The organism is Limnospira sp. PMC 289.06 (assembly GCF_032350395.1).
Taxonomy (GTDB): domain Bacteria; phylum Cyanobacteriota; class Cyanobacteriia; order Cyanobacteriales; family Microcoleaceae; genus Limnospira; species Limnospira platensis.
Window position 1 is genome coordinate 30,659 of sequence record NZ_JARPLC010000015.1, and the last position, 24,991, is coordinate 55,649.

Genomic DNA, 24,991 nt, shown 5'->3' on the forward strand with positions numbered 1-24,991 from the left:
CTTCCTTACCCCTTGTAAAGATGTTTAATAGTTAACGATAGAGCGAGAGGCTGGCAAGCACCTCAAGGTATCATGGCTTAAATAACGTAGCCAGTTAAGGCTTAGACTGGTCAACTAACTGAGGAATCCGAGGCATGAAGCCCCGTTACTTCAGTACGGGGTGCTGACTGATGCGATCGATATCTTCCGCCATTAGGGCGATCGCATTACTGACAGATAACAGGGTGATTACTCCGGCTGCTATTATAGCTTGCACCGGACGCAAACAATTTTTAACTAGACTCATGGCGCACCTATGGAAGTATTGACTGGGTAGGAGTCTGAACCTATCCCATTCCTTACTTCTGAGGATTTAGGATTTATCCGGTTGAGTTAGCAGTTATAGGGAACTGGCACTGTCTGGGGCAATTTCCACCCCTCCTTGCTGCACTATTTTTTGGCGATCGGTAATTAGATCGCTGAGGGTTTCAATGTTCTTGATTCCCATATCATGACAAGCCTTTTTTAAGCTGCTTTGGAAGGCTTCTATATCTTCTCCATATCCACAATTGCGGGCAGCTTCCTCTAGTCCCTGTTTGGCACTGGATTTCGCACAATTTACTAGATCAGTTCCTTGTAATCTGGGGGAATTTGACATAATTATTGTTTATAGATTTGCACACCAGTTAAATTATAGCAAATTTGGTCGGAATTATTATCTATCTGTGGGGGGATATTTTCTAACTAACTATGACGACTAGGCTATGGCGGGTTAAGACCAACCACAGCCAGTCTGGGGGAGGTCTCGTGGCTATCCCGAAAAATTAGTTAAGCTATTATCGGTGAATGGTAAATCTTGATTAAGGTAGTTAATTTCCTGTTTTTCCATGTCATTAATGCGGTGAATATAGTTGCGGAGAATTTGAGAGAGACGACCATCATAAAAACGATGGAGACTGTAGTTAGGTCTGGCTGGAAAACCGCGACGCTGTTTATGTCGTCCTCCCGCCCCAGGGTCAAAGGATTGAATCCCGTGATTAATCCCCCATTCAATAGGGGAATAATAACAAGCATTAAAGTGTAAACAATCGATATCTTGTAAACTTCCCCAATAGCGACCATATAGGCGATCGCCTTTAGTCAAACAGAATGACATCCCCATAGGTTGGCGATCGTCTAATTCATTATATGCCGCCACAAAAACCACCCGGTGACGATAATCATGATGTAACTGTTCAAAGAATTTCCGAGTCAGATATTTACTTCCCCACCAGCCAAATTTATCGCAGGTACTCCCATAAAAATCATACATCAGGGAAAACATTGATTTAGGGATATCATCACCCGTCACAATCCGCATTTGTAGACCCACTTTGTCTAAGGCTTTTCGTTCTCGTTTGATATTACGGCGTTGATTAGCATTAAAGATTTTCAAGTAATCATCAAAACTATTATATCCTTGATTTTGCCAGATATAACTATGGTGTAGCCAAGGGGTAAATCCCTGTTTGTCCAGAGTAGACTGCCATTGACGATCCACATAAAGAAAATGGCAGCCAGAAATTTTATGGTTAATACAAAAGCGATCTATTTCATGCACCATTAACCCCGTAATTTCGTCTTCATCCTCAGAGGGATCCACTAAAAATCGATAGCCTTCTGCTGGCGTAAAAGGCGACATCCCCAACATTTTAGGATAGTATTCAATCCCCAATTGATAAGCCAAATCAGCCCATTGGTGGTCAAAGACAAACTCACCGCGACTGTGACCTTTGAGATATAATGGGGCTGCCGCGACTAATTGAGAATCTCGCCATACTGTCAGATGATTGGGTAGCCAACCCGCCTGTCCCGTCGCACTACCAGAAGCCTCCAAATTATGCAGCCAGTCCCATTCAAAAAACGGAGTTTTCAGGGGTTGGGCGAGTCGATCCCACTCCGACTGAGGGACTTCGGAAATTTGATTAATCCAAGCTACCGAATACGGTGATTGATTTGAGTGTAAGGTATTCATGCTGAAAATTAAAAGCGCTATGATATTCTAGCGATTTTAATGGGGAGATTTAACCCGATAGTGCAGAAATACCTCATCATCTACCTGTTGGACACTCAACAATTGTAAATGGGGTGCGAAGCGAGATAAAAATCCTTCTCCGTCCACGGGAGTCGGTGATGTGGTTCCCCCCAAAATTCGGGGACAGACGGTCAGGTGAAACTCATCGATCGCATGGTGGGCCATTAAAGATGCTACTAGCTGACCGCCGCCTAAGACCGCTAGTCTTTGTATATCCCGGTCTCTGAGTTGCTGTAACGCTTCTGACCAGGTTATCACTCCATTGGAGTCGTCCGCGACGATCACTTGGTCGAAGTGGTCGGAAAATCGTTTCCAAGGCTGACCCCCTAAGAATGTGGTCAGTAACCACTTGGGAACAGGCTGTTGAAAAAATTTGAGGGTTGGGTTAATTTTTCCTGATGCGGAACAGACTATTTGAACCGGTTGGGGGGGTTTTCCGTTTTTTTCCCGATCGCCTAACAATTCCGTTGAAGACACCCTTAAAACTGTTCCATAGGCGGCGAGAGTGCCGTTTCCGAACAGTACAGCGTCGGCTTGGGCAATTTGTCGTTCTAGGTGAATGATATCAGCATTAGAGCCAAATCGGGCAGGCGATCGCATCAGATCAGCAATTTTGCCGTCAGCACTCATGGCTAAAATAACAGTAGTGTGGGGTCGGGTGGTTGGAATTATCTCATCCATAAGGGCCTGGTTTTGGCTCTCGACTTGCTATTAGTGATCTTAAAACAGGGTCTGACAAGATGCAAGACGCTAGATCTAGCTTAGATCTACTAGTCGTGATCGGCGCATCGGTATTAATTTGAAAAAATATACATCAGATTTAATTCTATGATTTCATTGTTCCCTAAAGCTATCTTAATTATCACTGTCCTGACTATAGTTAGTTATCTCATTATTTGTGTCGGGTTGCTTTTGTTTCAAAATCGGTTGATTTTTTTCCCATCTAAGACCATTGAAAAAACTCCCGATTTGTTAGGGATGCTATATCAAGAGGTTTGGTTAAAATTACCCGATTCCACATCAGAAAGTGAACAGATTAATGGTTGGTGGATTCCTGGCGATTCCGACATAGTGATTTTGGATTTGCATGGGAACAGTAGTAATATTGGTGGCAATTTAGGCTATGCTAAACAATTTCATCATCTGGGATTTTCCGTGTTTTTGATAGATTATCGAGGTTATGGTTGTAGTAGCGATCGCTTTCCCTGTGAACAACGAGTTTATGAAGATGCCGAGTTAGCTTTTAATTATTTGGTTAATTCTCGAAACATCCCCCCTGATAAAATTGTCGTATTTGGGCATTCTTTGGGAGGTGCGATCGCTATTGAATTGGCTACGAAACACCCCCAAATTGCTGGATTGATTATCGAAAGTTCCTTTACTTCTATCCTCGATATGGTCAAGGTAAAGAAACAATATCGGATTTTTCCAATTAATTGGTTATTGCATCAACGATTTGATTCTCTTGCGAAAGTTCGGGAATTGAAAATGCCGATTTTATTCACCCATGGGACCGCTGATGAGTTGGTTACCGCCAGTATGAGTGAGCAGTTATACCAGGCTTGTCCTGAACCCAAACAACTGCTGATGATTCCTGATGCTGATCACAATCATGTCAAAGAAATGGGAGGCGATCGCTATCGGGAAACCATCAAGAAATTTGTGGAAAGTCTGTAAAAAAATTTTATCTTTCATGGGTCTAAACCCTCTGGACTTCCCCATAAATTTCACCCGATTTATATGGGGATAATTTAATAATTTAAATTTAAATCATTCATCATCTCTAAAACCTGTTCAATAGCTACTGATTGCTGATTAATATTGAGAGAAATAGTCTGAGAATTTTCTACTATACTGTTAATCCCATTAACCACCTCATTAAATCCGGTTTTACTTTCCTCTGTGACTCGGACTGTAGAACTCATCGCTTTTTGAATATCATGTACTAAATTGTTAATTTCTGCTGCTGAGGATTTACTTTGATCAGCCAGTTTCCGAATTTCATTGGCGATCACATTAAATCCTTGTCCACTATTCTGGTCAGCTTGTACCGCCTCAACTGCAGCATTTAAAGCCAATATATTAGTTTGATTAGCTAAATTACTGACTATAGTAGATATTAAGCCAATTTTGACAATTTTATTACTTAAATCCGAGATTTTATAGGCAAGTTTATTCACCGTTTCTTGTAAGCCATCCTGGCAATAATTATCATCAGATTCCCGATAACCTTTAATCAAATATAATACCTGTTTAGCCGCTAATGCTGCCTTAGAAGCCTGTTCAGCGGAACCCCTAGCTGAACTGTTTAACTCATTCATAGTTATAGTGACTGAATGCACTAACATTTTCTGATTTTGTAGTGTTCCTTGTAATTCTTGACTTCTGGTAGATATCTCAGCAGCCATGAGGTTAAAAGAGTGAGCCAAACAACCTAGTTCATCCTGTGTATTATCTGGAATAGACACATTATAATTACCTGCCGAAATTTTCTGAGTCCCATTAATTAGTTGTTGCAATGGTGCAGATACTTGTCGTTTTAAAACCACCCAAACTAGGAGCATTAATGATAATAGTAAAATTACTTCAATCAGGATATTTGCTAACACAAAATTTACGGATTTTTTTATTAAAATTGACCGAGGAAAAACAGTTACAAAATACCAGTCAATACCCGGCATTTGGCGAAAAACCAGGTATTGATTATCTTCATAATTAGGTATTATGTATTGATTTGGGGGAGCATTTGTAACTAATTTAAATATATTCATTAAGTTACTATCCTGCAAATTTTGGATCTTAACCGTGGTAGTGCTATCTTGAATTTTATCTATTAAGTGGGGATGAGCGATTAACTGACCATCCCCTCTAAAAATTAGGTTATATCCTCCTTCAATATGCACATTAACTGTTCTTTCGATTAACTGATTTAGGGTGATGTCATGACCAAGAGTTCCTATGGTTTGACCATTATAATCAACGGGGGTTGAAGCCGTGACTAACCAAAGCTGACTAACTGGTTCATAATAAGGTGTAGTCCAAACGGTTTTTCTTTCCGGGTTATTCTCAGGAGTGGCGACTAAATACTCTGGTTTTTGGGGCATATAAAAGTTAGCATCAGCTTCTTTAACATAATTAGGAACTTCCGGCCAATAAACAATTGTAATATTCTCCGGGGTCATAATGAAGGTACTATCAAAACGATTATGCCACGCCCTCCCGTAGGATTCGATTAACCTTTGTAAATCAATGACTTTCCGACGAATTTCTGGGGTGATTTCTAAGGATTTATCAATATACACTCCCGCCTGGCGTTCACCATCAAAATTGACAGGGTTGTTACGGATAACCCCGTCCGGGTATCGGATGAATAAATTATTAAATTCCTCTTCTAAATTAGCGGGGGATGGTTGTGCAAATTCCCTCAGAATTTCGGCTTTCAGGATAGCATGATTATCAACCGCTAAATCAAAGATTTGCTGTTCTCTGGCTACTCTTTCCACCACAGACTCTTCTAGTTGCGTTAATTTCTGATTTCTCAATGCTGATATCGCTTGCATATAATTAGCGATCGCACTACCTGTCACTATTAAAACTGCACATACAGTAATCTGAAATAAGGTTTTTCTGGTCAGAGAACCTTTGGGGGAAAACTGCGATTCCGGGTGATTTTTGCCATGGGAGTTTAACATAATTATATGAATTGATTAAGGATTGAGGGTGCTGTGATCATCTACTATGATTATATCATAACAATTATGTAGGGTTTGTCCTAGTGCTGCTCTAAATATGTAAAATTTTGGTAAAATTGGCTCAACCGAGTTATCAGTCTGTATTAATTCCATGTAGGCTGAAAGGCTATGATTACATCCATGGCCCGCCTGAGACTAGCAGAATTAACCTTAGCCCCTTCTATTGCCCATGATTCTTGTACAAACTTAATCAGTGGATTATTATAATCTTTACCGACTTTGGCAGTGCTTTCTGCTGGGGGTACAATGGCATCTTTTAAGGCTTTTTTTCTGCATCTACGACAGAGGTTGATTAAATACTGTTTCGGGTCGTCTATATCATCAACATCCGTGGTAATCAAATTAGGTGAAATACCTAAAAATTTAGCAAATCCTTCTCGGTCAGCCAGTCACCACGATTCTACTTCTTTCACAGCTACTCTAAAAAGCAGGTTAGGATGTTTGGGCTGAGATTTTAACCATTCATTAATAATCGCCAATGGACATTCAGATTTATCTAAATCAGTTAAGACTAAATAAGCCATTCCTTTGGCTGCATTATTAAATCCGCACAAGTTTTTTTTGAGATAACCATATCCGTTTTTGTGAAAACAATGACCAATCAAAAAAGGACGTTGAGAATGCTGAATCATTTTTTTTAACACAGCCTCACTCAGGATATCTTCACAGGCTAAATTAATGGGAATATCTGTCATTGATATCAACTTATTGGAATAAACTTAGTTGTTGAATTTGAGGGGGGACTGTCTGAGGTAATGCAGCATCTGCTATAGTTAAACCTCCTTCTAATAGCAGTCTAATGTTGTCATCACTAGAAGCTATTTTAACTTCGGTTCCCTCCGGCTTAGGTATCATTAAGATAACTTCTTGGCCACCAATACCCTGGTCTGAAAGTAAATCGGCACTATGGGTAGTAATAATAACTTGCCGTTTTTTGGATCGTTGTAGTCGATAAATTAGGGGAGGTAGCTGGTTAATAATTCCCGAATTTAATGATAATTCTGGTTCTTCTAGTAATAACAAGGAATCGGATTCTAACAAAGACCATAGTAGTCCAATGAGTCTTAATGTACCATCAGAAAATTGGTCTTCCCTTTGTTTTCCGGCTTGGGGTCGCCAATGTTCATAAATAGCCTCTAAATGAGGGACACCCATTTCGTCTTTAGTATCGGTTAAATTTTTTAACTGGGGTACGGCTAACTTGAGGGCTTCTTCAATTTTTTTTAGTCGTGATTTGCGGGTTTTTTCTGATGTCTTGGCTACCCTTTCTAAAAAAGTTCTGCCAAAGGGATCTTCGAAAAGTCCGGGGGTAGCAAATGCTTCGGGGTGGCGAACCAATTGGGGAATTATATGTAAGTATAAAATCGATTCTAAAAATTTGGCAATGTCTCGAAATTGGGCATTGGCATTAATTTGTTCTAAATAGGTTTGGGTAAGTCTTAACTCATCTCGTTGATCATCTCCATCAGGTCGATTGATAATTTGTTGGTGGTGATGCCAGACTCTTTCATAGGCAATAATTGGTTCATTTTTGCCACCTTTTCTCTGTTTAAATCCTATGGCATATTTCCAAAGGGGTGCTGTGGCATTTGGTTGGGATAGGTGAATTTCGATTTCTACATTAGGATAACGGCGGGCGGAAAGACTCCGAATTTTAGAAACTCCACCTCGATCGCCTACGGCTTTTTGGAGACCGCCGCCGGGTTTGGCTAAATCCCTTAAAAATCTGAAAGCATCGAGAAAGTTGGACTTACCGCAGGCGTTGGGACCGACTATAAATATACGATCGCATAAGTCCACCTCAACGGCACGAAAGTTGCGCCAATTTTTCAGGATTATGTGTGATATGATCATGTAAATTACCGTAATTTTAGCTATAGTATAACTGAATATATCTCTGGTGTTCGGATAATCGGGGAGTGTGGCGACTGCTCAAATTAGTCAAAACTTGCTAAAATCGCAGTTATCAGAACACTTATCAAGACATTGGCTATGGAAAATAATCTAAATACAAACATCAGTCCCACTTCTATCCAACAAGAAGATGCCCAAGAAATTCTACAAATTGCTATGGCTCGCAGTCAAGAAACTGGGGAACTCACCCGCACCCAGTTGGAGGAAATGGCAATGGAGTTGGGAATTAGCTCGGAAAATTTACAGGCGGCGGAATTAGAATGGCAGACTCGGAAAGTGGAGTTAACCGAAAAACAGGTATTTAATCAGGAACGTCGGCAAAAATTACGGCAAGATGCTGTTAAATATGCGATCGTTAACTCTTTCCTAATTTTATTAAATCTGGTGACTACCCAGGGTATGGCTTTTGCTTTAACGATCGCTTTATTATGGGGTCTAGGATTGAGTTTGCAAGCCTGGAAAGCCTATCAAACTCAGGGAGAAGCATACGATAAAGACTTTGCTAAATGGCGGATCAAAAAGCAGCTAGGAAACTCCCTAGGAATCATTGCAGGTCGCGTCATTAAGGGCATTCAATCATAATAGTTATCAATTAATTGGGTGTTGGGGTTTAGCTGAGGGGTTGGGGGTTGGGGGTTGGGGGTTGAGTGTAGCCGATACCATATTGTCGCCGAATGTGATATAATCAGAGTTTGTCTTGTTAAATTTGAGTTTAATCTGGTCATGGCTGTTCCAAAGAAACGAACCTCTAAATCCAAGCGGAATATGCGAAAAGCGACTTGGAAGCGCAAAGCTAGAGTCCAAGCCGAAAAAGCCTTATCCCTAGGTAAATCGGTCCTTACAGGTCGGTCTGCAAGTTTCGTCTATCCGACAGATGATGAGGAGGGCGACGAGGAATAACCCGGGGATGTTGGTTGAAAAGCCGGATGTCAGTTTTTGTTGATGTCCGGCTTTGGGGTTATTTTTGAACGGCTGCTGGCAGAATCAACATGGCATCACCAAAAGAGTAAAAGCGATATCGGTTGCCGAAATCATTGGGTGGTTGTTCTAAGGCATCCTGATATAATTTCATGAGTCTTTCACGACCAATTAAAGCTGATACCAACATCAGTAAACTCGATCGCGGTAGGTGAAAATTAGTAATCAGTCCATCAATGACGCGCCAGCGATAGCCGGGATAAATAAATAGGTTAATTTCGCCGCAGTAAGGTTGAATAGAGCGATCGCCAGAATTTTGGGCGGCTGCTATACCTTCCAAAGTCCGCACTACGGTAGTTCCCACGGCAATGATGCGACCACCACGGGCGCGGGTTTGATTGATTTTCTCGACGGTTTCGGGAGGCAATTCGACCCATTCGGCGTGCATTTGGTGGGTGGTAATATCCTCAACTTCCACGGGACGAAAAGTTCCTAAGCCCACATGAAGGGTGACGAAAGCGTGATCAATGTGTTGCTGAGAGAGTCTTTGAAATAGTTCTTCTGTAAAGTGTAACCCGGCTGTAGGTGCGGCCACGGCCCCAGGGCGATCGCCATAAATAGTTTGATACTGTTCGGCTAAAGCCTGAGAATCAGTAACATAGGGAGGAAAAGGGATTTCGCCAAATTGATCTAAAATAGAAACCAAAGATTGGCCTTGGGGAACCTCAAACTTGAGCAACCTTCCGCCCGTACTGGGGTTAGTATCGATAACGGTAGCATAAAGTATTTCGCCGCCAGATTTGGACTGAAACTCGAGGCGATCGCCTATCTTAAACCGTTTTCCGGGCTTGACCAAAGCTAACCAACAGTTTGGGGCTTGCTCCTGTAGCAATAAAATCTCGATCGCCGCCGATCGACTCTTGCGACCGTAGAGACGGGCGGGGAGTACGCGGGTATTATTGAGAATCAGTAAATCCTGTGGTTGTAATAAATCTGGTAAATCCCGAAATAAACGGTGTTGATGGGACTGGGGCGAATCCACCACTAACAGGCGGGATGAGTCCCTAGGGATTACTGGATTTTGAGCGATGCGATCGGGAGGTAATTCATAATCATACCCCTGCAAAGTTCTATCTAATTTGTCCACTACTTCTGTCATTCCCAACACTAAAATCGCGCTTTCTGAGGTAAACTTGGGTATAATCCCCCAGATCAGAACGGGTAATTTTCCCCTATTAAAAGGGGTAATATCCCGCAATGATATAAGTATAGCCTTGTCAAAATAGGAAATACAGAACAGGGGATAAGGAAAACTGGAACAGGGGGTAAGGAATTTTTCTGAAAGCCTGCGGCTGACAGCTAACACCGGACACTCGAAAGCTAGTAACCGATACCCTGATCACTATTGGGTTACCACCGCAGCAGGTAACAAGTCCTTAACCATTTAGGAGTTGCAAGCGGGTGGGGGGAGACAGGAAGACGCGGGAGAAACAATGGAATGGAATATCTATACTACCTTGCCAACACGAGTTTAACACTGAGAGTTGTTGATTTTCTTAGGGGTCAGACTCACCTTCCGGTCAAGTTTATGACCGTGATTCATCAAATTGACGGCTGGATCATCAAAGTTAAGATGAGTGAGTATTTAACGCCCCACCAACATGGTGATTTTAGGGCTTTTATGTACGAATTGGGGATTCCCTATGAACCGGACATTCGTATTCAGATGGCTTTGTGGGCTCTGGAAACTGGACAATCTCCCTTGAGTGTGATGCGTCGCTACCAGGTGGCGGTGGTTTCTCATGGTAGCCCAAATCGAGAGGATATTGAAACATTCCGCACTCAGTTTGTTAGGGGTCTGGGCTATTGTCCAGAGGCTTTAGCCTGAGGTTTAACTTGATTGTTTTGCTGGAAGTTTCGCTAATGCACGCTCAGGAAAAGGCTGATTCGATATAGTCTTCTAGGGTAAGCTGATAGGCTTCTATATGAATGGATTTACCTGGTGTCACAATCTGAGGTGATGCTGCGATCGGGTTGTTTGTTGCTGGGTTCTGGTGTTGACATCTAACTAGGGCGACATCGAATCGACAAGGATGATTACTGAAATGGGGATGGGCGCTTAAAAAGTGTTCTGCGGTTCGGATCAGTTTGGCTTGTTTGGTCGCAGTAATGGCTAAAGCACCGTTTGCGTCCCAGTTTCCTCGACTGCGGGTTTTGACTTCTACAAAAATTAGGGCGGTTTCTCGATGACCAATGAGGTCGATTTCTCCCCAACGACAATGATATTGATGGTATAAAATCTGCCAGCCCGTTTGTTGTAACCATTGTGCGACGAGTTGTTCTCCCAATGTTCCTATATGACGCGACATTACAGTAAACTCAATATAGATTTTTGGATAGATAGATCAAAAGGTATGGGTTTCTCGTTTCCCAGGATAATCAATAGGACAATTCTCTCGCGTATAGCAGCGATCGCTTTAATTTTAGGGATGGGTTGGGGACTAATAGCTACTATTACCACATCGCCGGCGATCGCGGAAAACTACGAAAAACGCAATCTGATAGGTGTGGACTTCTCAGGACAGGACCTCAAGGACTCCGAGTTTGATTTTGCTAACCTACAGGGTAGCAATTTCAGTCATACCGACCTACGGGGAGTTAGCCTATTTGGGGCGAAAATGCAGGATGTTAACCTAGAGTCTGCTGATTTACGTTTTGCTACCCTAGACACGGCGCGGTTAGTTAGGGCTAATCTCACTAATGCTTTGCTGGAGGAAGCCTACGCCTACAATGCGGATTTCCGTGGGGCGATTATTACTGGGGCTGATTTTACTGATGTCATGTTGCGTCGAGATCAGCAACAACTGCTTTGTGAAGTGGCGGACGGTACAAATCCAGTAACAGGACGCGATACCCGCGAGACTCTCTACTGCGATTGATTGACTTTCGATCAGCAGACCAAACAACAGGGATAACCTGAGAAGCCATTGCGAATCCTAGGTTATCTCCCGAAATTGCCGGGTTTTTGGCTGTCACTCAAAAAAGCTCTCCTAGTTGGCTTCCTGAGACAATAGTTCTTTCAGGTTGATTGTGGCGGCGACATCATCTGGGGTGGCTTGGGGGTGGCTTTTGCGCTTTGTGTAAGATACTAACGCGGGGATGGAGATACAGATAGCGCCGTTTACCAAAGCTAACAAAAGTCCGTAAGCTATATAATGATCCATTAATACACCCTCCTAAACATCGGGTTGATATTTTTTCAATCATTATCACATTATGGATAGTGAAAAAGCAATGGTTTTAGGTAAGAATTACTTGTCAATCCCATAAGTTATCTCAATCAATCAATCAATGGTTATAGGGTGAGTATTTATACTTATTAATTGGGGTTGATTTCCGAGGATTTTAGTTGAATTAGCGGCTACTAAGATGCACTCAGTTTAGCTCAATTGGAGTATAGCACAGATGACTGTCAAAAGATCACCCAAATGTAAGTAATCGTTAATGTTATGACTGTTAAGGGAAAGCCGAAACGGAGGTGTTCCCAAAATGATAGGCGATCGCCTCCAGATGCGGCGGCTTCTACGGTAATTAGATTGGCTACAGAACCAAATAGGGTGAGATTCCCGGCTAGAGTGGCTGAGGCGGCTAGGAGAATCCAGCTTGAGGTGGCATCTGGGGGAATAAATGATTGTAGGAGTAAGACGGTGGGGACATTAGAAATTATGTTGGATAATAAGGCGGTAATAACTAATAAACCTAGGGGATAGGATACCCAAGTTGACAGATGATTTAACAGTTGCAAAGATTGCACACAGTACGTGAGGATAAATAGTCCCGAAAACATTACTAATAATGACCAGTCTACTTGTTGTAAGACTCGCTGAGGTTTAATCCTGCGGGTAATCAATAATATGGCGGCGGCTAAAAATGCTGATTCTGCTAGGGGAAGATTGATGATAAAAGCGGTTAATAAAAGAGTGGTGACAATTATGGTTTTAATCAGGAGGGGACGATGTAAGTATAATGGTGATTGAGTGAGGGAATTTGAGGGGAGAGGATGTGATATTCGCACTTCTGGATAAAGTAGGCATAAGAGGCCAATTTGTAGCCCTAAACCTACTATGGCGACGGGGGTTAAGGTCTGGGCGAATTGTAGATAACTAATTCCGGAAAAGGAACCGACGAGGATATTTTGGGGATTACCGCTGAGGGTGGCGAGGGAACCGATATTGGTGGAGGCGGCGATCGCTAATAAATACGGGACAGGATTTAATTTGAGCGATCGGGCTAATTTTAAGGTTAGGGGGGTGCTAACTAATGCTAGAGTATCATTGAGGAAAAAGGCTGATAATATACCTGTGCCAAATGTTAATAAAACTAGCAATCCCAAGGGACTATGAATGAATCGTAATAGGTAAACTAATGCTAGGTTAAAAAAACCAGAGTAGGATAGGTAAGCGTTAATCACCATCATGCTTAATAAAAACACAATGGTATGAGGATCAATGGCATCCCAAGCCTGTTCTAGGGTTAAGGTTCCTATGGCAATTAACAGGGCTGAACCTACTAAAGCTATGGTGGCACGGTTCATCCGTAAACCGGGAATATAACCTAATCCTAACCCTATATAAGTAAGGGTTAAAACCCAACCCTGTAAACCTAGAATAATCTGGGTCATATTTATTCCTAGCAATGCCGATATATTGTAAATATTAAAATCATGATTAATGGGAATAATGGTATATTTAATTATGGTGAGTTGAGGACATATTTAAATTTGTCTAGCAGGAAATTCACAGCATCTATTCCGCCCAGTTTTATTTTTTAGCCTCATAGGATGGATTTACGGTGATTAATTATGGCTGATTGATGGGGAATTTGTCAAGTTTTTGGCGGTTGATAAACTTGACCGATTGAATGATCTGGCTGAATATCGACTACTAAATCAACACGATCGCTATCTGTTAGCAGAGGAGTAATAAACAATTCGGGATGCAAAGATTTCCAAAAGTATTCGACAAATTGATTGATTTCTGTGTCGGTCATTCCGGACTTACCCAAGGCTTTCATCTCCTGTTCAGCTTGTGCGCGCCACTGTTTGGATAAACGATAATCAACGGGGTTGAGAACTATTAATCTATCCAAACGTTCCCAGAGGGGTAAATACTCTTTTAATTGGTGATTTATTTGTCGCGCAAATTGGCGATCGCTATCAGTAATAATAGGGGGGGGTGGATGATTAAACGCCTGGTCTTCTACGGGTTGACATCCCACAAACCAGCCCTCAAATAAGATGATATCAGGTGCTTCTATCTGTTGGGGTTCTATGCGATCGCCTTCTCCATTCCACAGAGACTTATCAAACCGGGGAATCATTATTTTTTCTCCGGGTGTAGGGTTTCGGAGTTGGTCAAGAAGTTGAATTCCGATGTCAATATCATGGGTGCCGGGGGGACCTCGCCAGATTAAACGGGGATCTTGTTCTCGCAGCCTTTGACGATCGGCGTAAGTTTTATATAAATCATCAATAGAAATACTAATGGCTTGATAATTTAGGAGATTGAGAATCCGAGAAATGACGGTTGATAGGGTGGTTTTTCCGGTTCCCTGTCCGCCTAATATTCCCTGTACTAAAGGACGATTAAGGATGGTTTTTAACTGAGATAATTGTATGGCAAACGGTAGCCAAAAGTGCCATAATGTGGGTAGCTGTTCCCAGAGAATCGGTAAATCTGGGTTATGTTTAAGGAGCGATCGCCATAATTGATAACGTTGTTTAATTGCTGTTTCTAGCTGTTCTGGATTGATACCAAAAGCCGCCATTTGCTGGGGATTATTTAATTCTTGTCTCAGCAGTTGTTGCCATTGTTCTGGTGTCGGTTCGGTATCAGTTTCCAAAGATTGTAAAATTTCCATCATGATTAAATCCGGTCTAAGAACCCAGTAAAAATGCAAGCAAAAATAAACTATAAGTCATGCCAATTTTCATGCTATTGAGGAGGTCAAGCCATAAAGAATTGATTTCACTACGAGACACTTTGCGGTAAGATAACCAACTAATCCATTCAGTGACTAGCAGGGTGATAAATGCGACGCTGACATCCCAACTTCCGACTTGTCCAACGATGGTGGCGATCGCCACTCCCAGGAAGAAGCCGAAAAATAGGCTAATCAATAATACAGAGATGCGCCGCCAGGGGTTACGAAACCATTGCAAGGTTTGCTGGGCGATCGCATCAGTAAATCGGTTTAAACGAGTGTTTTGCATAGGAGATTATAGGGAGCGATATTTGAAATCTACTGTAGGATAAAAGTATTATAAGGGCGGTTGTGGCATCAACTCCCTGCTGTGGCTATATTTGTTAGTCTACAGGTGTCCAAACTTGCCGCCAGTTGGCTATAACACTTGTCCCAGATAGCAGATTTATGATAACGTTGACAATTTACTGAGGTTTGACCATTGAATTTGTTTGACGCAGCCAATATTAATATACTTTGGGGAAACCTCATTGTCGAGGAGTTAGTTCGCCATGGGGTGAGTTATTTTATTGTATCTCCTGGTTCCCGATCGACTCCTTTAACTGTGGCGATCGCCCGTAATTATCAAGCACAACGGCGAGTTTTTTTTGACGAAAGGGGCGCGGCTTTTCATGCGATCGGCTACGGGAGGGCGACAGGAAAGCCAGCGGTTTTGGTATCTACTTCTGGGTCGGCTGCTGCCAACTATTTCCCGGCTATTATTGAGGCGGCTACGGATAATTTACCGATGATTATTATCTCGGCTGACCGCCCGCCAGAATTGCGAAAAACGGGGGCTAATCAGACTATTGATCAGGTCAATCTTTATGGTGATTATGTGCGTTGGAAATTTGATATTCCCTGTCCTGATGAAAAGATTTCGCCGACGTTTGTTTTGACGACTATTGATCAAGCTGTTTATCGTGCCCAGCGATCGCCTCAAGGACCTGTTCACCTTAATTGTATGTTCCGCGAACCCCTCGCCCCGACTAATTCAGCTATTACATTGGGTTATACTCTCCCTCTGAAGCGTTGGCTAAGTAGTGGTAGTCCTTGGACGGATTACCCCACTCCCCTGGTGAGGCAAACAGCAGATAATATTAAGGAGATATCGGAGATTTTAAACAATAGCCAAACAGGTATTTTGGCGTTGGGAAGATTAAGCTCTATATCACAAATACAGGCAGTGTCAGAATTGGCGAAACGGCTGAAATTCCCTGTATTTGCTGATATTCGTTCAGGTTTCAGACTGGGAAATAAGATTGATAAACAGCTATTATTGACGGATATTCGACAGAGTTATAAACCCCTGGAAACGGTGATACAAATAGGCGATCGCATTTTATCAAAACGGTTTTTAGAGTATTTGGAAATCCACCCACCTCGTCACTATATTATGATCGCGGACGAACCCAGCCGCCATGACCCCGCCCATATTGTTTCCCATCGCATTGAAAGTAATATCGAACAATTATGTGAGGAATTATCCCCTCTTTTAGATCCGAATATTTGCCAAGATTGGCAAGATAAATTATGGCTAAAATCGGCGAAAATTCGCGAAACGATTGATACCTATTTAATTAATGAATCATCGTTAAATGAAATGGCGATCGCCAATTTGGTCTCGCGGCATATCCCCGCCGACACTGGCTTATTTTTAGCCAATAGTATGCCGATTAGAGATATGAATGAATATGGAATTTATGGGGGAAATTCAGTCAGAATAGCAGCCAACCGAGGTACTAGCGGCATTGATGGAATTATCGCCTCTGCTACTGGGTTTGGTCAGGGTTTAAATACTCCCACAACTCTGCTAATTGGAGATTTAGCATTTCTCCATGACCTCAACTCTTTATCTATGGTTAATGCCCTGAATCATCCCCTGTGGATTATTGCTATTAATAATAATGGGGGCGGGATATTTTCATTTTTACCGATTGCTAAATTTAATGATGTATTTGAAAACTATTTTGGCACTCCGCACCATCTCAATTTTGACCATGCTGCCCAATTGTTTAATATCAAATATTTCTCCCCCAAAACACAGGAGGAATTTGTGAGAGATTATCAACAGGCGATCGCCTCCCAAACTTCAGCGATTATTGAAGTGCAGACCAACCGGAAACACAATCAAGAATTGCACCAAGACTTAGCCGAAAAAATCCAAGAAATATCATGGAGATTTTAACCGTCGTATTCGGTGTAAATTTCGACATCCAATGTATCCTCATCTATGCTGATATAAAGAAGATTCGGGCGACAACAAACCTGGCAATCTTCAATATAAGACTGTTGACCTCCGGCACTAAAATCGATAAATGTGACATTACTTTCGCCACAATAGGCGCAGGTAAATTCAGCCGTATTTTGCATAATTTTCACACTCAACTTTAGTAATATCGTGGCGATAGCGGAACATATCTTGAAGACGGGAATAAACCCACCAACTCAAGCCCTTGTCAAACAGGGAGCCACCTGGTAAACTAAAGGCGATCGCATCAGTTAACCGAGTGTGATTATTCACCTCAGAAAACTGGTGTCGGTGTACCCAAATAGCCATGGGACCCTGTTGCTGTTCATCAGTAAACAGTTGGTGGGGAATGCACTCAGTATGCACCGCCACCCATGGCACCGAAACCGGACCAAGAGATAAGAGAAATTCCGATCTAGCCCCCACCTCTAAACCCCCTTCCCGGCGGATAATTTCCACAGGTTGCCAAGGCGGGGTCAGCAACTCTAGGATATCAGATCGGGCGTGAAAATTCCAAACCACATCAACGGGGGCGTTAATTAGGGACGAGTATTGAAAATGCAGCATAAACACACCATACAGAATCAACAGTTGTAGCAATTTTTACCAAATTATATCGAGAAATTGGTTAAGATGAAACCCATGCTATCGTTGCCATATTAAATCCCCAATTTCTATGCGTTTAGAGCAACTTCAAGCCTTTTTATCTGTTGCCGAAACCGGAAGTTTTCAAAAAGCAGCAATCAATTGCAACGTGACGCAATCAACGATTAGTCGCCAGATACAGGGACTAGAAACGGAACTAGGTTTACCCCTATTTCACCGTAGTAACCAAGCTAAATTGACGGTGGGAGGTGAAAGGTTTTGGCCCTATGCGCGGAAAATTTGTCAGGCTTGGGAAAATGCCCAACAGGAATTAGCGTCATTATTAGCGGGACAGCAGCCGGAATTATGCGTGGCGGCTATTCACTCCCTTTGTGCGTCTTATCTCCCCCCAGTATTACAAAAGTTTTGCTATGCTTATCCTGATGTACAATTGCGGGTAACATCATTAGGAAGCGATCGCGCTTTAAAAGTCCTGAAAGATGGATTGGTTGATGTGGCACTTGTCATGAATAATCGTGCTTTTACGGCTAGTTCCGATTTATTGGTGGATATTCTCTATAAAGAACCGATACAAGTATTAATGGCGAAAAATCACCCCCTGGCGCGATATAATCAAGTACCTTGGACCGAGTTAATTATCTATCCTCAAGTGGTATTTAAAGATGGTTATGGAATGCGGCGTTTAGTACAGGAAAGATTTGCTCAAGCTGGCGCTACTCTCAAGGCGGTTTTAGAGTTAAATACGCTGGATGCTTTTCGGGGTGTAGTGCGTCAGGGGGAAGTAATTGCTCTGTTACCACGTTCAGCATTAGTAGAAGCAGTCAACGATAGCAGTTTAGCGATTAGAACGATCGCACCTTTTGAAGGGACTATAAATAGTAAATCAGGTTCCTTTTATAGTGGCGGATCTGACTTGAATTGGACTCGTGAAGTTGCCATTGTCACCACCCGCGATCGCCTGCAAATTCCCCCCATTGAATATTTCTGGAAATTGGTACATGAATTAATCCCCCCAGAGGTAGACTCGGAGTTAGAAGAACTGGGGATAAAATGCTTAATTGGTTAACATCAAATGGCTAACAATTCCTCAAAGTATCCGCTTTCGATTATACTGGTTTTCTCTTCTGTTCACTATATCACACCAACCAACTAAATGAGCGATCGCTTTAGAACATTACTGAAAAAAGTGGGAAGCGGAACCCACACCAGCGCAGCCCTAACTCGCGAAGAAGCCGCCGAAGCCTTACGCATGATGTTACACCAAGAAGCAACACCCGTACAGGTAGGGGCTTTTTTAATCGCCCACCGCATTCGGCGACCCACGGGAGAAGAATTGGCGGGAATGCTAGATGTTTATGCAGAATTAGGACCCCATTTAACTAATGCTGTGCGTCCTCCGATGATTTTAACTCATCCCTATGATGGGCGATCGCGTACTGTTCCCATGACCATTCTCACCGGGTTAATTCTCAGCGCCGCCGGAGTCCCGACCATTTTGCATGGAGGCGATCGAATGCCGACCAAAGAGGGGATTTGTTTACATGAAATTTGGCAAAAATTAGGCATAAATTGGGAAGGAATTAGCCTAATTAGAATGCAGGAAATCTTCCAGACCACCGGTTTAGGCTTTATTCATCTTCCCACCCATTTTCCCCTAGCTATGAACCTAGTGGGACCCCGCCGAGAAATTGGGAAACGTCCGCCTATTGCTACCTTAGAGTTAATGTGGTCTCCCTATTTAGGAGATGCAACTATCGCCTGTGGCTATGTTCACCCTCCCACGGAATCAATGTTCCGAACCGCTCTAGAATTGCGAAATCAGCGGCAATTTATCACGGTTAAGGGATTAGAAGGCAGTTGTGATTTACCCCGCGATCGCACCTGTATTATTGGCATCAACCGCCCCAGTATAGACAACCCGGAAACCTCGACTTTTGAACGTCTGTTATTGCATCCCCATGATTATGGTTATGGGGGGAAAGAAGTTCCTCTTAATTCCCTAGATGAACTGATTAATAATATCAAGGCTGTCTTGGAGGGGGAACCGGGAGAATTAATGCAGGCTGCTATTTGGAATGGGGGTTTTTATCTGTGGTGTGCGGGAGTTTGTTCGGACATAGAAACAGGTCTGAAACACGCGCAGGAGTTACTAACTCAAGGGATGGTAGCCCAGAAATTAGAAGCGATCGCCTAGGGGCGGGTTCTGCTGTCAATTAAATCTCTCGGCGAGAAGACTAATAAACCCGCCCTCTATTGATAATTGATATAGCGTTTCTCATATCCATAAGGTACAGCCCACTCAAAGAGAAGCCGCTGCGCGTCTACACCCCAAACCCCTCTCCCCATACGGGAGAGGCTTGTCCTGAGCTTGTCGAAGGGGGCTTTGAAAAGTACCTCACCAATCCACCGAATCGCTATATAACCACCCATACCAATGGTTTAATTATGGAGCATAATGCCCCATTTATCAAGGTAATTAATCCACCCCTTGAATAGGTGCAAAACCTTGTCGCTGGATGTTCTCGGTAATAGTGCGAGGTTCCAAAAATTGCAGGAGATAATCAGGTCCCCCCGCCTTGGAACCCACACCAGAGAGTTTAAAGCCACCGAAGGGTTGACGGGAAACGATCGCCCCGGTAATTCCCCGGTTAATATAGAGATTTCCCACTTCAAAATCAGCCTTAGCTTGCTGAATATGAGAGGGGGTGCGAGAATACAAACCCCCCGTCAAAGCATAATTAGTCCCGTTAGCAATATCCATCGCCTCATCAAAATTTGAGGCTTTCATCACCGCTAACACAGGACCAAAAATCTCTTCTTGGGCAATTTTCGCAGTAGGAGAAACATTAACAAACACGGTCGGACCGACAAAATAACCTGTGTCTGGTGTATCTAAGGCGATCGCCATTTCTGCTTCTTGTTTACCTATCTCAATGTATTCTTTAATCTTGGTTTGGGCGTTATGGTCAATCACCGGACCCACAAAGGTACTAGGATCAGCCGGATCACCCACATTAAGCGATCGCACCGCCTCCACCAACCGCGACACAAACACATCATAAACAGGCTCTAAAACCACCACCCGCGAACAAGCAGAACATTTTTGACCCGTATAACCAAAAGCCGAATAAACAACTCCCGCCACCGCTTGATCAAGGTCTGCACTTTCATCAACAATAATGGCATTTTTGCCACCCATTTCCGCCACTACTCGCTTCAGGTGTTTTTGTCCCGGTCGCAAAATCGCCGCCTCTGCATATATCCAACAACCGACTTCCTGAGAACCTGTAAAAGTAATCATCTGAACATCAGGATGTTTAACTAAATGAGCCCCCACCGTTGAGCCCTTACTAGGGATAAATTGAAACACCCCATCAGGAACCCCAGCTTCCACCAAAATCTCGGCAATTTTCGCACCAATAATAGCAGAAGTTTCCGCCGGTTTTAACAGGGTACAATTTCCGGTGACTAAGGAAGCGACAGTCATCCCCACCGGAATAGCTAGGGGGAAATTCCAGGGAGAAATGACTAAGGAGATACCACGAGGTTGATAGGAATAGCGATCGCTTTCCCCCGCTGTATCATAAATATAACCCTCGTCTAGCCGTTCCATTTCCGCCGCATAAAAACGGCAAAAATCAATGGCTTCCGACACTTCCGCATCACACTGAGATAAGGCTTTACCTACCTCAAAAACCATCCAGCCACATAATTCATGGCGACGTTGTTCGAGCAATTCTGCCGCCTTTCGTAAGACAGCGGCGCGTCGGCTAACGGGGGTCTTTTTCCAGCTAGGAAATGCAGCTTTAGCAGCGGCGATCGCTTTTTCCGCTTGTTCAATATTAGCCAAACCAATTTTGCCGACTATTTCCGTAGGTTTAGCCGGGTTAACGGAATCCACAAAAGTCTCTGTATTTTCCGATTTACCATTAATCAAAGGTAAGTAGGTTTTACCCAACTGCGATCGCACAGTTTCCAATGCAGCCAAAGCGCGATCGCGAATAATTGCATCCGCATAATCACTATCCGCCGCATTCGGAAATACAGGTTTCCAAGTCTGGTGAATTGTGCTATCATTATCACCAACAGGAGGCGCTAATAGTTCTTCTAAAGGTCGCTGTTCTGAACTTTGGCGAATAAAAGAAGAATTAGCCGTATTTTCTAACAGTCGCCGAATTAGATAAGACATCCCCGGTAGTAGTTTACCATAGGGACAATACATCCGCACTCGATAACCTTTAGCCGCCAATTGTTTCGCGAGTTGGTCTCCCATACCATAGAGAACTTGCATCTCAAAGGCGCGTTGGGGTACTTTGAGCGTTTCCGCTATGGCGATCGCTTTCGCCTGGGAACGCACATTATGGCTACCGATAGCAGAATAAATATAGGCGTGATTTTCCAACATTAATTGGGTCAGCCTTTCGTAATTAGCATCAGTCGCAGCCTTATCATTAAATACTGGTTGCGGCCAGTCATTTTGCATCGCCTTGATAGTTTCCTGGTCCCAATAAGCACCTTTTACCAGTCTAACCGTCACCGGATATCCCCGCAATTTTGCCCATTCAATAATGCCTTCTAGGTCTTTGGCGCTATCGCGTAGGTAGGCTTGAACCGTGACACCGATATCAGTGCGATCGCGGAATTCCTCTTCCATTAACAGATTTTTGAGGATGCTTAAAGTTAGGTCCTTATAGGCGTATTGTTCCATATCAAAATGCACCGCCGCCCCAACTTCTTTCGCCCGTCTTAATAGGGTGCGAATGCGATCGCTTACCTTCGCCTCACTTCCCTTAGCATCAAGGGGGTCAAACTGCGAATAAAAAGCCGTCAACTTCACCGAAACCTGCACCCTAGGAATAGCCTTTCCGTCCGCTTCATCAATTAGGGGAACTGTTGACCAGCGCTGCGCCGCCGCCGACAGTTTTTCCATTAATTCCAAGTAACTATTCAGATATGATTCCGCTTCCGTTTCCGTAATCACCGCTTCCCCGAGCAGGTCTACAGTAAACCCCAGTTTATCTTTACGCAACCTTTCCAGAGTTTTGATAATTTGCGGAATATCCGCCCCCGCGATATATTTCTGAGCCAGAGTTTCTACCGCCGGAGCTACTGTGGTAGCAGCCATTTTCCCAGCTACAGAGTCCGGGTTAGCAAAATTAAGCAGCTTTTTCAGCGAGTCCGGGAGTTCCACCTCTTCCGCCGTTAGGTATTCCTGAAGGTGAGTCGCAATTTCCGGTTTACTACGCAGCGCCGGTAAACAGTCAATAAAATGAAACAATTGCACCCGCAAACCGGGGTTAGACATCGCCCAGTCCAGGATTTTGTCATCCAAACGCATCTGGTCTTGGATTTTACCAAACAGAGACTGTTTTTTCTGTTGTGTCGCCCCTAGAAGTTCTTGGGCGATTTCTTGGGTTTTGGGTTCGTAAGTATTATTAGATAGTTGTGCAACCACGGGTTATTGAGTGTCAGAAATGGTGAACATTGATATCATACCCGCCCTCAAACCGACGGGGACTCCCAAACCTCACGATTTGGGTTACAGCGATCTACCCCCAAAGGGACAGATTTAATCTGTTGGGCTCTAACGATACCGAGCCTAAACTCCTAGGGCCAGAAGCGCCGCCAAAATATCCATGGGATTTTTCCCCTTGTCGGTAAAATCTCCCCTCTGCTCGCTAATCTTACCATGAATCAGATCCACCATTCACCCGCCTTGATCCCTGGTTTGGGGCGACTCAGACACTCCCAAACCCCTCCCCCTCTTGACTCCATTTAAATCTGCTCTCTGCTGCATAACTCTCTACCCACACCGCCATAGTCACCCTTACTCATGCGAATCATGCTAGTAATGCGAATCATGCGATCGCCACCACATCACCCCAAAACCCCCCCCTTAGTCATCAAATTTTCCCACAATCTCCAAATCTATGATAAAATCAAAACCATTGATTTTTGTCTGTGGATTCAATCCCTCCCACAAGTTCCCACTATTGCATTAATGGGACTAACTTTTGGGAGCAGTTTGTTATCCCAATGTTCATTTACCCCAAAAATAACCCTTTTGCTAAAATTAGGGTCTGGGGTATGTTTGCTTATTTTGAGGAAAACCACATAAAATTAGCCGACAAATCCCTGTGGATCAAAAATTAGTTAGTTTCTTCCCAATAGATAATTTTGTGTTATCATCTATTCATTAACCTTTATTTGTCCGGGAATATCTGGTGATTTAACCATGATCAAAAAAATTTTGTGTTCCACCCTGTCCGCTAGTTTTTTAGCAGCTACTATGTCAGGTTGTACTCAGGCTGCTGAAACTGCCGGAGTTTCCTGCGCCGAAGTCACCGAAGCCGAAATCGCAGCATTGTTCGATCGCTGGAATACTTCCCTAGCTACCCTAGATCCTGATCAAGTAGTAGCTAACTATAGCCCCACAGCCGTATTACTGCCAACCGTTTCCAACACTCCCCGCACCGACCATGAAAGCATTAGAGACTATTTTGTGGACTTTCTGCCAAATAATCCCCAAGGAGTGATTAACACCCGGACTATTGCCCTTGGTTGTAACAAGGCTCATGACGTGGGGGTTTATACCTTTACATTTACAGATGACCAAGGTCAAACCACCCAAGAAGTAGCCCGCTTTTCCTATGTTTATGTCTATAAGGATGGTGAATGGTTAATTAATCATCACCATTCATCCTTAATGCCAGAAACTCTAGCTAATTAGGCTTACCATCAAATTGCCTTCTACATTCTGGTGTATCTAGCCATCCCTTGATAATCATCGATATCACACCCATAAAAGTATGAGCTTTTGATAGCCGATGCTCCAGAAATTTAACCCTCTGAGAGTGTACAGGCAAGGCAAGCCTTGTCTGTACAGCCTTTGAGTCAACCTCCCATGTATCGGGAACTATCAACCTTTCGAGCCATCCTCCGGTTTCTGAAAAACAGACGCGATCGGTTTGGCTTGCTTATCCGTTTCGTGATAAAACTTAAATTTCTCCATCGCCATACTCGCTGCCTGCACTACTGACGGGTCGGGGTCTCGCAAACCTTGTTTAAGTATGGGAATCACGCGATCGCTTTTAATCATACCCAAGGCATAAATTGCCTCTTGACGCACTTGAGCGTTACTATCTTGGCTCAGTTGAGTTAGCGTAGGAATCGCTTGTTGGATTTCTGCACGTAAGCCGTGGGTGCTTGCTAGTCTACCCAAAGTCGCCGCCAATTGAGTGCGTATTTCTGTATCCGCGTGTCGAGTATAGCCAACCAAGTTAGCAATAGCTGCCAGGTTTTGCGATTCTCCAATTTTAGCGATCGCTATCAGCAAGTCCTCCTTCTCATCCCTGCTATGTCCAGTAACTTTCAGATTTAGCGGAGGCTTAACCGAACCTACTGCCATTAAACCATCAGCCATCGCCGATTCTTCTACCTCTTCCGACACTTCCGCCACTTCCGCCACCGCTTCCG

27 protein-coding genes are annotated in these 24,991 nt (G+C 43.4%); 9 read left to right on the forward strand and 18 right to left on the reverse strand.

The window, feature by feature from the left end; all coding sequences use genetic code 11:
* Positions 1 to 145 precede the first annotated feature (145 nt).
* The 4 genes from P5674_RS05560 to P5674_RS05575 form a co-directional block, all read right to left on the reverse strand.
* Entirely contained in the window at positions 146 to 286 is a 141-nt protein-coding gene (locus P5674_RS05560) for a hypothetical protein (RefSeq protein WP_157888675.1), read from the reverse strand.
* A 93-nt stretch (positions 287 to 379) separates the two neighbouring features.
* Positions 380 to 637: a hypothetical protein gene (locus P5674_RS05565; protein WP_006618719.1), complete on the reverse strand. Its 258-nt coding sequence runs from the start codon at positions 635 to 637 to the stop codon at positions 380 to 382.
* A gap of 153 nt (positions 638 to 790) precedes the next feature.
* The gene (locus tag P5674_RS05570) at positions 791 to 1,993 is read right to left on the reverse strand and encodes a GNAT family N-acetyltransferase (RefSeq protein ID WP_006618718.1); all 1,203 of its coding nucleotides are present in this window, start codon (positions 1,991 to 1,993) and stop codon (positions 791 to 793) included.
* A 36-nt stretch (positions 1,994 to 2,029) separates the two neighbouring features.
* On the reverse strand, positions 2,030 to 2,734 hold the full coding sequence (locus tag P5674_RS05575; RefSeq protein ID WP_006618717.1) for a RibD family protein: 705 nt from the start codon (positions 2,732 to 2,734) through the stop codon (positions 2,030 to 2,032).
* Positions 2,735 to 2,881: 147 nt separating this feature from the next.
* Here P5674_RS05575 and P5674_RS05580 point away from each other — a divergent pair, with 147 nt between their 5' ends.
* The gene (locus P5674_RS05580) at positions 2,882 to 3,730 is read left to right on the forward strand and encodes an alpha/beta hydrolase (protein ID WP_006618716.1); all 849 of its coding nucleotides are present in this window, start codon (positions 2,882 to 2,884) and stop codon (positions 3,728 to 3,730) included.
* A 74-nt stretch (positions 3,731 to 3,804) separates the two neighbouring features.
* On the opposite strand, the gene P5674_RS05585 is transcribed toward P5674_RS05580, so the two are convergent.
* From P5674_RS05585 to P5674_RS05600, 4 genes are all read right to left on the reverse strand, one after another.
* Positions 3,805 to 5,745 carry a methyl-accepting chemotaxis protein gene (locus P5674_RS05585; protein ID WP_006618715.1) on the reverse strand — a complete coding sequence of 647 codons (1,941 nt, stop codon included), beginning with the start codon at positions 5,743 to 5,745 and terminating at the stop codon, positions 3,805 to 3,807.
* Between the two features lie 143 nt (positions 5,746 to 5,888).
* Complete coding sequence (locus P5674_RS05590; protein ID WP_014274669.1) at positions 5,889 to 6,146, reverse strand: hypothetical protein; 258 nt, start codon at positions 6,144 to 6,146, stop codon at positions 5,889 to 5,891.
* 48 nt (positions 6,147 to 6,194) lie between these two features.
* Entirely contained in the window at positions 6,195 to 6,500 is a 306-nt protein-coding gene (locus P5674_RS05595; protein WP_014274668.1) for a hypothetical protein, read from the reverse strand.
* Between the two features lie 10 nt (positions 6,501 to 6,510).
* On the reverse strand, positions 6,511 to 7,659 hold the full coding sequence (locus P5674_RS05600) for an AAA family ATPase (RefSeq protein ID WP_014274667.1): 1,149 nt from the start codon (positions 7,657 to 7,659) through the stop codon (positions 6,511 to 6,513).
* 138 nt (positions 7,660 to 7,797) lie between these two features.
* On the opposite strand from P5674_RS05600, the gene P5674_RS05605 reads away from it, so the two are divergent.
* Both P5674_RS05605 and rpmF read left to right on the forward strand, forming a co-directional pair.
* Complete coding sequence (locus tag P5674_RS05605; protein ID WP_006618713.1) at positions 7,798 to 8,301, forward strand: 2TM domain-containing protein; 504 nt, start codon at positions 7,798 to 7,800, stop codon at positions 8,299 to 8,301.
* A 141-nt stretch (positions 8,302 to 8,442) separates the two neighbouring features.
* Positions 8,443 to 8,619, forward strand: a complete 177-nt coding sequence (rpmF, locus tag P5674_RS05610) for a 50S ribosomal protein L32 (protein WP_006618712.1) — start codon at positions 8,443 to 8,445, stop codon at positions 8,617 to 8,619.
* 58 nt (positions 8,620 to 8,677) lie between these two features.
* Here the strand turns inward: rpmF and queA are convergent, their stop codons facing one another.
* Positions 8,678 to 9,796: a tRNA preQ1(34) S-adenosylmethionine ribosyltransferase-isomerase QueA gene (gene queA / locus P5674_RS05615; protein ID WP_062946067.1), complete on the reverse strand. Its 1,119-nt coding sequence runs from the start codon at positions 9,794 to 9,796 to the stop codon at positions 8,678 to 8,680.
* Positions 9,797 to 10,135: 339 nt separating this feature from the next.
* Between queA and P5674_RS05620 the strand changes: the two genes are divergently transcribed.
* Positions 10,136 to 10,525, forward strand: coding sequence for a hypothetical protein (locus P5674_RS05620; protein WP_006618710.1), 390 nt, complete (start codon positions 10,136 to 10,138; stop codon positions 10,523 to 10,525).
* Positions 10,526 to 10,568: 43 nt separating this feature from the next.
* Here P5674_RS05620 and P5674_RS05625 read toward each other — a convergent pair whose 3' ends face one another.
* Positions 10,569 to 11,006 (reverse strand): YraN family protein, encoded by a 438-nt coding sequence (locus tag P5674_RS05625; protein ID WP_014274664.1) that lies wholly within the window; start codon positions 11,004 to 11,006, stop codon positions 10,569 to 10,571.
* Positions 11,007 to 11,126: 120 nt separating this feature from the next.
* Here P5674_RS05625 and P5674_RS05630 point away from each other — a divergent pair, with 120 nt between their 5' ends.
* The gene (locus P5674_RS05630; RefSeq protein ID WP_050856764.1) at positions 11,127 to 11,576 is read left to right on the forward strand and encodes a pentapeptide repeat-containing protein; all 450 of its coding nucleotides are present in this window, start codon (positions 11,127 to 11,129) and stop codon (positions 11,574 to 11,576) included.
* A gap of 111 nt (positions 11,577 to 11,687) precedes the next feature.
* Here P5674_RS05630 and P5674_RS05635 read toward each other — a convergent pair whose 3' ends face one another.
* The 4 genes from P5674_RS05635 to P5674_RS05650 form a co-directional block, all read right to left on the reverse strand.
* Positions 11,688 to 11,861, reverse strand: a complete 174-nt coding sequence (locus tag P5674_RS05635) for a hypothetical protein (protein ID WP_014274662.1) — start codon at positions 11,859 to 11,861, stop codon at positions 11,688 to 11,690.
* Between the two features lie 248 nt (positions 11,862 to 12,109).
* On the reverse strand, positions 12,110 to 13,318 hold the full coding sequence (locus P5674_RS05640; protein ID WP_014274661.1) for an anion transporter: 1,209 nt from the start codon (positions 13,316 to 13,318) through the stop codon (positions 12,110 to 12,112).
* A 203-nt stretch (positions 13,319 to 13,521) separates the two neighbouring features.
* Positions 13,522 to 14,559, reverse strand: a complete 1,038-nt coding sequence (locus tag P5674_RS05645) for a hypothetical protein (protein ID WP_014274660.1) — start codon at positions 14,557 to 14,559, stop codon at positions 13,522 to 13,524.
* 13 nt (positions 14,560 to 14,572) lie between these two features.
* Positions 14,573 to 14,908, reverse strand: a complete 336-nt coding sequence (locus tag P5674_RS05650; RefSeq protein ID WP_014274659.1) for a DUF565 domain-containing protein — start codon at positions 14,906 to 14,908, stop codon at positions 14,573 to 14,575.
* A gap of 192 nt (positions 14,909 to 15,100) precedes the next feature.
* Here P5674_RS05650 and menD point away from each other — a divergent pair, with 192 nt between their 5' ends.
* A complete protein-coding gene (menD, locus tag P5674_RS05655; RefSeq protein WP_014274658.1) occupies positions 15,101 to 16,846 on the forward strand; it encodes a 2-succinyl-5-enolpyruvyl-6-hydroxy-3-cyclohexene-1-carboxylic-acid synthase in 1,746 nt (581 codons plus the stop codon).
* On the opposite strand, the gene P5674_RS05660 is transcribed toward menD, so the two are convergent.
* On the reverse strand, positions 16,843 to 17,031 hold the full coding sequence (locus P5674_RS05660; RefSeq protein WP_006618702.1) for a CPXCG motif-containing cysteine-rich protein: 189 nt from the start codon (positions 17,029 to 17,031) through the stop codon (positions 16,843 to 16,845). The two genes, menD and P5674_RS05660, sit on opposite strands and share 4 nt — an antisense overlap.
* Positions 17,015 to 17,476, reverse strand: coding sequence for an SRPBCC family protein (locus P5674_RS05665; protein WP_006618701.1), 462 nt, complete (start codon positions 17,474 to 17,476; stop codon positions 17,015 to 17,017). Before P5674_RS05665 ends, P5674_RS05660 begins: the two co-directional genes overlap by 17 nt.
* A 109-nt stretch (positions 17,477 to 17,585) precedes the next feature.
* On the opposite strand from P5674_RS05665, the gene P5674_RS05670 reads away from it, so the two are divergent.
* Together P5674_RS05670 and P5674_RS05675 are read left to right on the forward strand one after the other, a co-directional pair.
* The gene (locus tag P5674_RS05670; protein ID WP_014274657.1) at positions 17,586 to 18,581 is read left to right on the forward strand and encodes a LysR family transcriptional regulator; all 996 of its coding nucleotides are present in this window, start codon (positions 17,586 to 17,588) and stop codon (positions 18,579 to 18,581) included.
* An 87-nt stretch (positions 18,582 to 18,668) separates the two neighbouring features.
* On the forward strand, positions 18,669 to 19,709 hold the full coding sequence (locus tag P5674_RS05675; protein ID WP_014274656.1) for an anthranilate phosphoribosyltransferase family protein: 1,041 nt from the start codon (positions 18,669 to 18,671) through the stop codon (positions 19,707 to 19,709).
* Positions 19,710 to 19,991: 282 nt separating this feature from the next.
* Here P5674_RS05675 and pruA read toward each other — a convergent pair whose 3' ends face one another.
* Entirely contained in the window at positions 19,992 to 22,970 is a 2,979-nt protein-coding gene (gene pruA, locus P5674_RS05680) for an L-glutamate gamma-semialdehyde dehydrogenase (RefSeq protein ID WP_315669854.1), read from the reverse strand.
* A gap of 780 nt (positions 22,971 to 23,750) precedes the next feature.
* Here pruA and P5674_RS05685 point away from each other — a divergent pair.
* Positions 23,751 to 24,245 (forward strand): SgcJ/EcaC family oxidoreductase, encoded by a 495-nt coding sequence (locus tag P5674_RS05685; RefSeq protein ID WP_315669855.1) that lies wholly within the window; start codon positions 23,751 to 23,753, stop codon positions 24,243 to 24,245.
* 189 nt (positions 24,246 to 24,434) lie between these two features.
* Here the strand turns inward: P5674_RS05685 and P5674_RS05690 are convergent, their stop codons facing one another.
* On the reverse strand, positions 24,435 to 24,983 hold the full coding sequence (locus P5674_RS05690; protein ID WP_315669856.1) for a HEAT repeat domain-containing protein: 549 nt from the start codon (positions 24,981 to 24,983) through the stop codon (positions 24,435 to 24,437).
* Positions 24,984 to 24,991 lie beyond the last annotated feature (8 nt).

What these genes read in the sequence shown, in the direction of transcription:
- P5674_RS05645 (WP_014274660.1), bottom strand. Translation starts at nt 14,559, where the DNA reads ATGATGGAAATTTTACAATCTTTGGAAACTGATACCGAACCGACACCA.
- P5674_RS05670 (WP_014274657.1), top strand. Translation starts at nt 17,586, where the DNA reads ATGCGTTTAGAGCAACTTCAAGCCTTTTTATCTGTTGCCGAAACCGGA.
- P5674_RS05685 (WP_315669855.1), top strand. Translation starts at nt 23,751, where the DNA reads ATGATCAAAAAAATTTTGTGTTCCACCCTGTCCGCTAGTTTTTTAGCA.
- P5674_RS05560 (WP_157888675.1), bottom strand. Translation starts at nt 286, where the DNA reads ATGAGTCTAGTTAAAAATTGTTTGCGTCCGGTGCAAGCTATAATAGCA.
- queA (WP_062946067.1), bottom strand. Translation starts at nt 9,796, where the DNA reads ATGACAGAAGTAGTGGACAAATTAGATAGAACTTTGCAGGGGTATGAT.
- P5674_RS05605 (WP_006618713.1), top strand. Translation starts at nt 7,798, where the DNA reads ATGGAAAATAATCTAAATACAAACATCAGTCCCACTTCTATCCAACAA.
- P5674_RS05575 (WP_006618717.1), bottom strand. Translation starts at nt 2,734, where the DNA reads ATGGATGAGATAATTCCAACCACCCGACCCCACACTACTGTTATTTTA.
- P5674_RS05640 (WP_014274661.1), bottom strand. Translation starts at nt 13,318, where the DNA reads ATGACCCAGATTATTCTAGGTTTACAGGGTTGGGTTTTAACCCTTACT.
- P5674_RS05585 (WP_006618715.1), bottom strand. Translation starts at nt 5,745, where the DNA reads ATGTTAAACTCCCATGGCAAAAATCACCCGGAATCGCAGTTTTCCCCC.
- P5674_RS05565 (WP_006618719.1), bottom strand. Translation starts at nt 637, where the DNA reads ATGTCAAATTCCCCCAGATTACAAGGAACTGATCTAGTAAATTGTGCG.
- P5674_RS05635 (WP_014274662.1), bottom strand. Translation starts at nt 11,861, where the DNA reads ATGGATCATTATATAGCTTACGGACTTTTGTTAGCTTTGGTAAACGGC.
- P5674_RS05580 (WP_006618716.1), top strand. Translation starts at nt 2,882, where the DNA reads ATGATTTCATTGTTCCCTAAAGCTATCTTAATTATCACTGTCCTGACT.
- P5674_RS05595 (WP_014274668.1), bottom strand. Translation starts at nt 6,500, where the DNA reads ATGACAGATATTCCCATTAATTTAGCCTGTGAAGATATCCTGAGTGAG.
- P5674_RS05625 (WP_014274664.1), bottom strand. Translation starts at nt 11,006, where the DNA reads ATGTCGCGTCATATAGGAACATTGGGAGAACAACTCGTCGCACAATGG.
- P5674_RS05570 (WP_006618718.1), bottom strand. Translation starts at nt 1,993, where the DNA reads ATGAATACCTTACACTCAAATCAATCACCGTATTCGGTAGCTTGGATT.
- P5674_RS05620 (WP_006618710.1), top strand. Translation starts at nt 10,136, where the DNA reads ATGGAATATCTATACTACCTTGCCAACACGAGTTTAACACTGAGAGTT.
- P5674_RS05630 (WP_050856764.1), top strand. Translation starts at nt 11,127, where the DNA reads ATGGGTTGGGGACTAATAGCTACTATTACCACATCGCCGGCGATCGCG.
- P5674_RS05600 (WP_014274667.1), bottom strand. Translation starts at nt 7,659, where the DNA reads ATGATCATATCACACATAATCCTGAAAAATTGGCGCAACTTTCGTGCC.
- P5674_RS05660 (WP_006618702.1), bottom strand. Translation starts at nt 17,031, where the DNA reads ATGCAAAATACGGCTGAATTTACCTGCGCCTATTGTGGCGAAAGTAAT.
- P5674_RS05665 (WP_006618701.1), bottom strand. Translation starts at nt 17,476, where the DNA reads ATGCTGCATTTTCAATACTCGTCCCTAATTAACGCCCCCGTTGATGTG.
- P5674_RS05675 (WP_014274656.1), top strand. Translation starts at nt 18,669, where the DNA reads ATGAGCGATCGCTTTAGAACATTACTGAAAAAAGTGGGAAGCGGAACC.
- rpmF (WP_006618712.1), top strand. Translation starts at nt 8,443, where the DNA reads ATGGCTGTTCCAAAGAAACGAACCTCTAAATCCAAGCGGAATATGCGA.
- P5674_RS05650 (WP_014274659.1), bottom strand. Translation starts at nt 14,908, where the DNA reads ATGCAAAACACTCGTTTAAACCGATTTACTGATGCGATCGCCCAGCAA.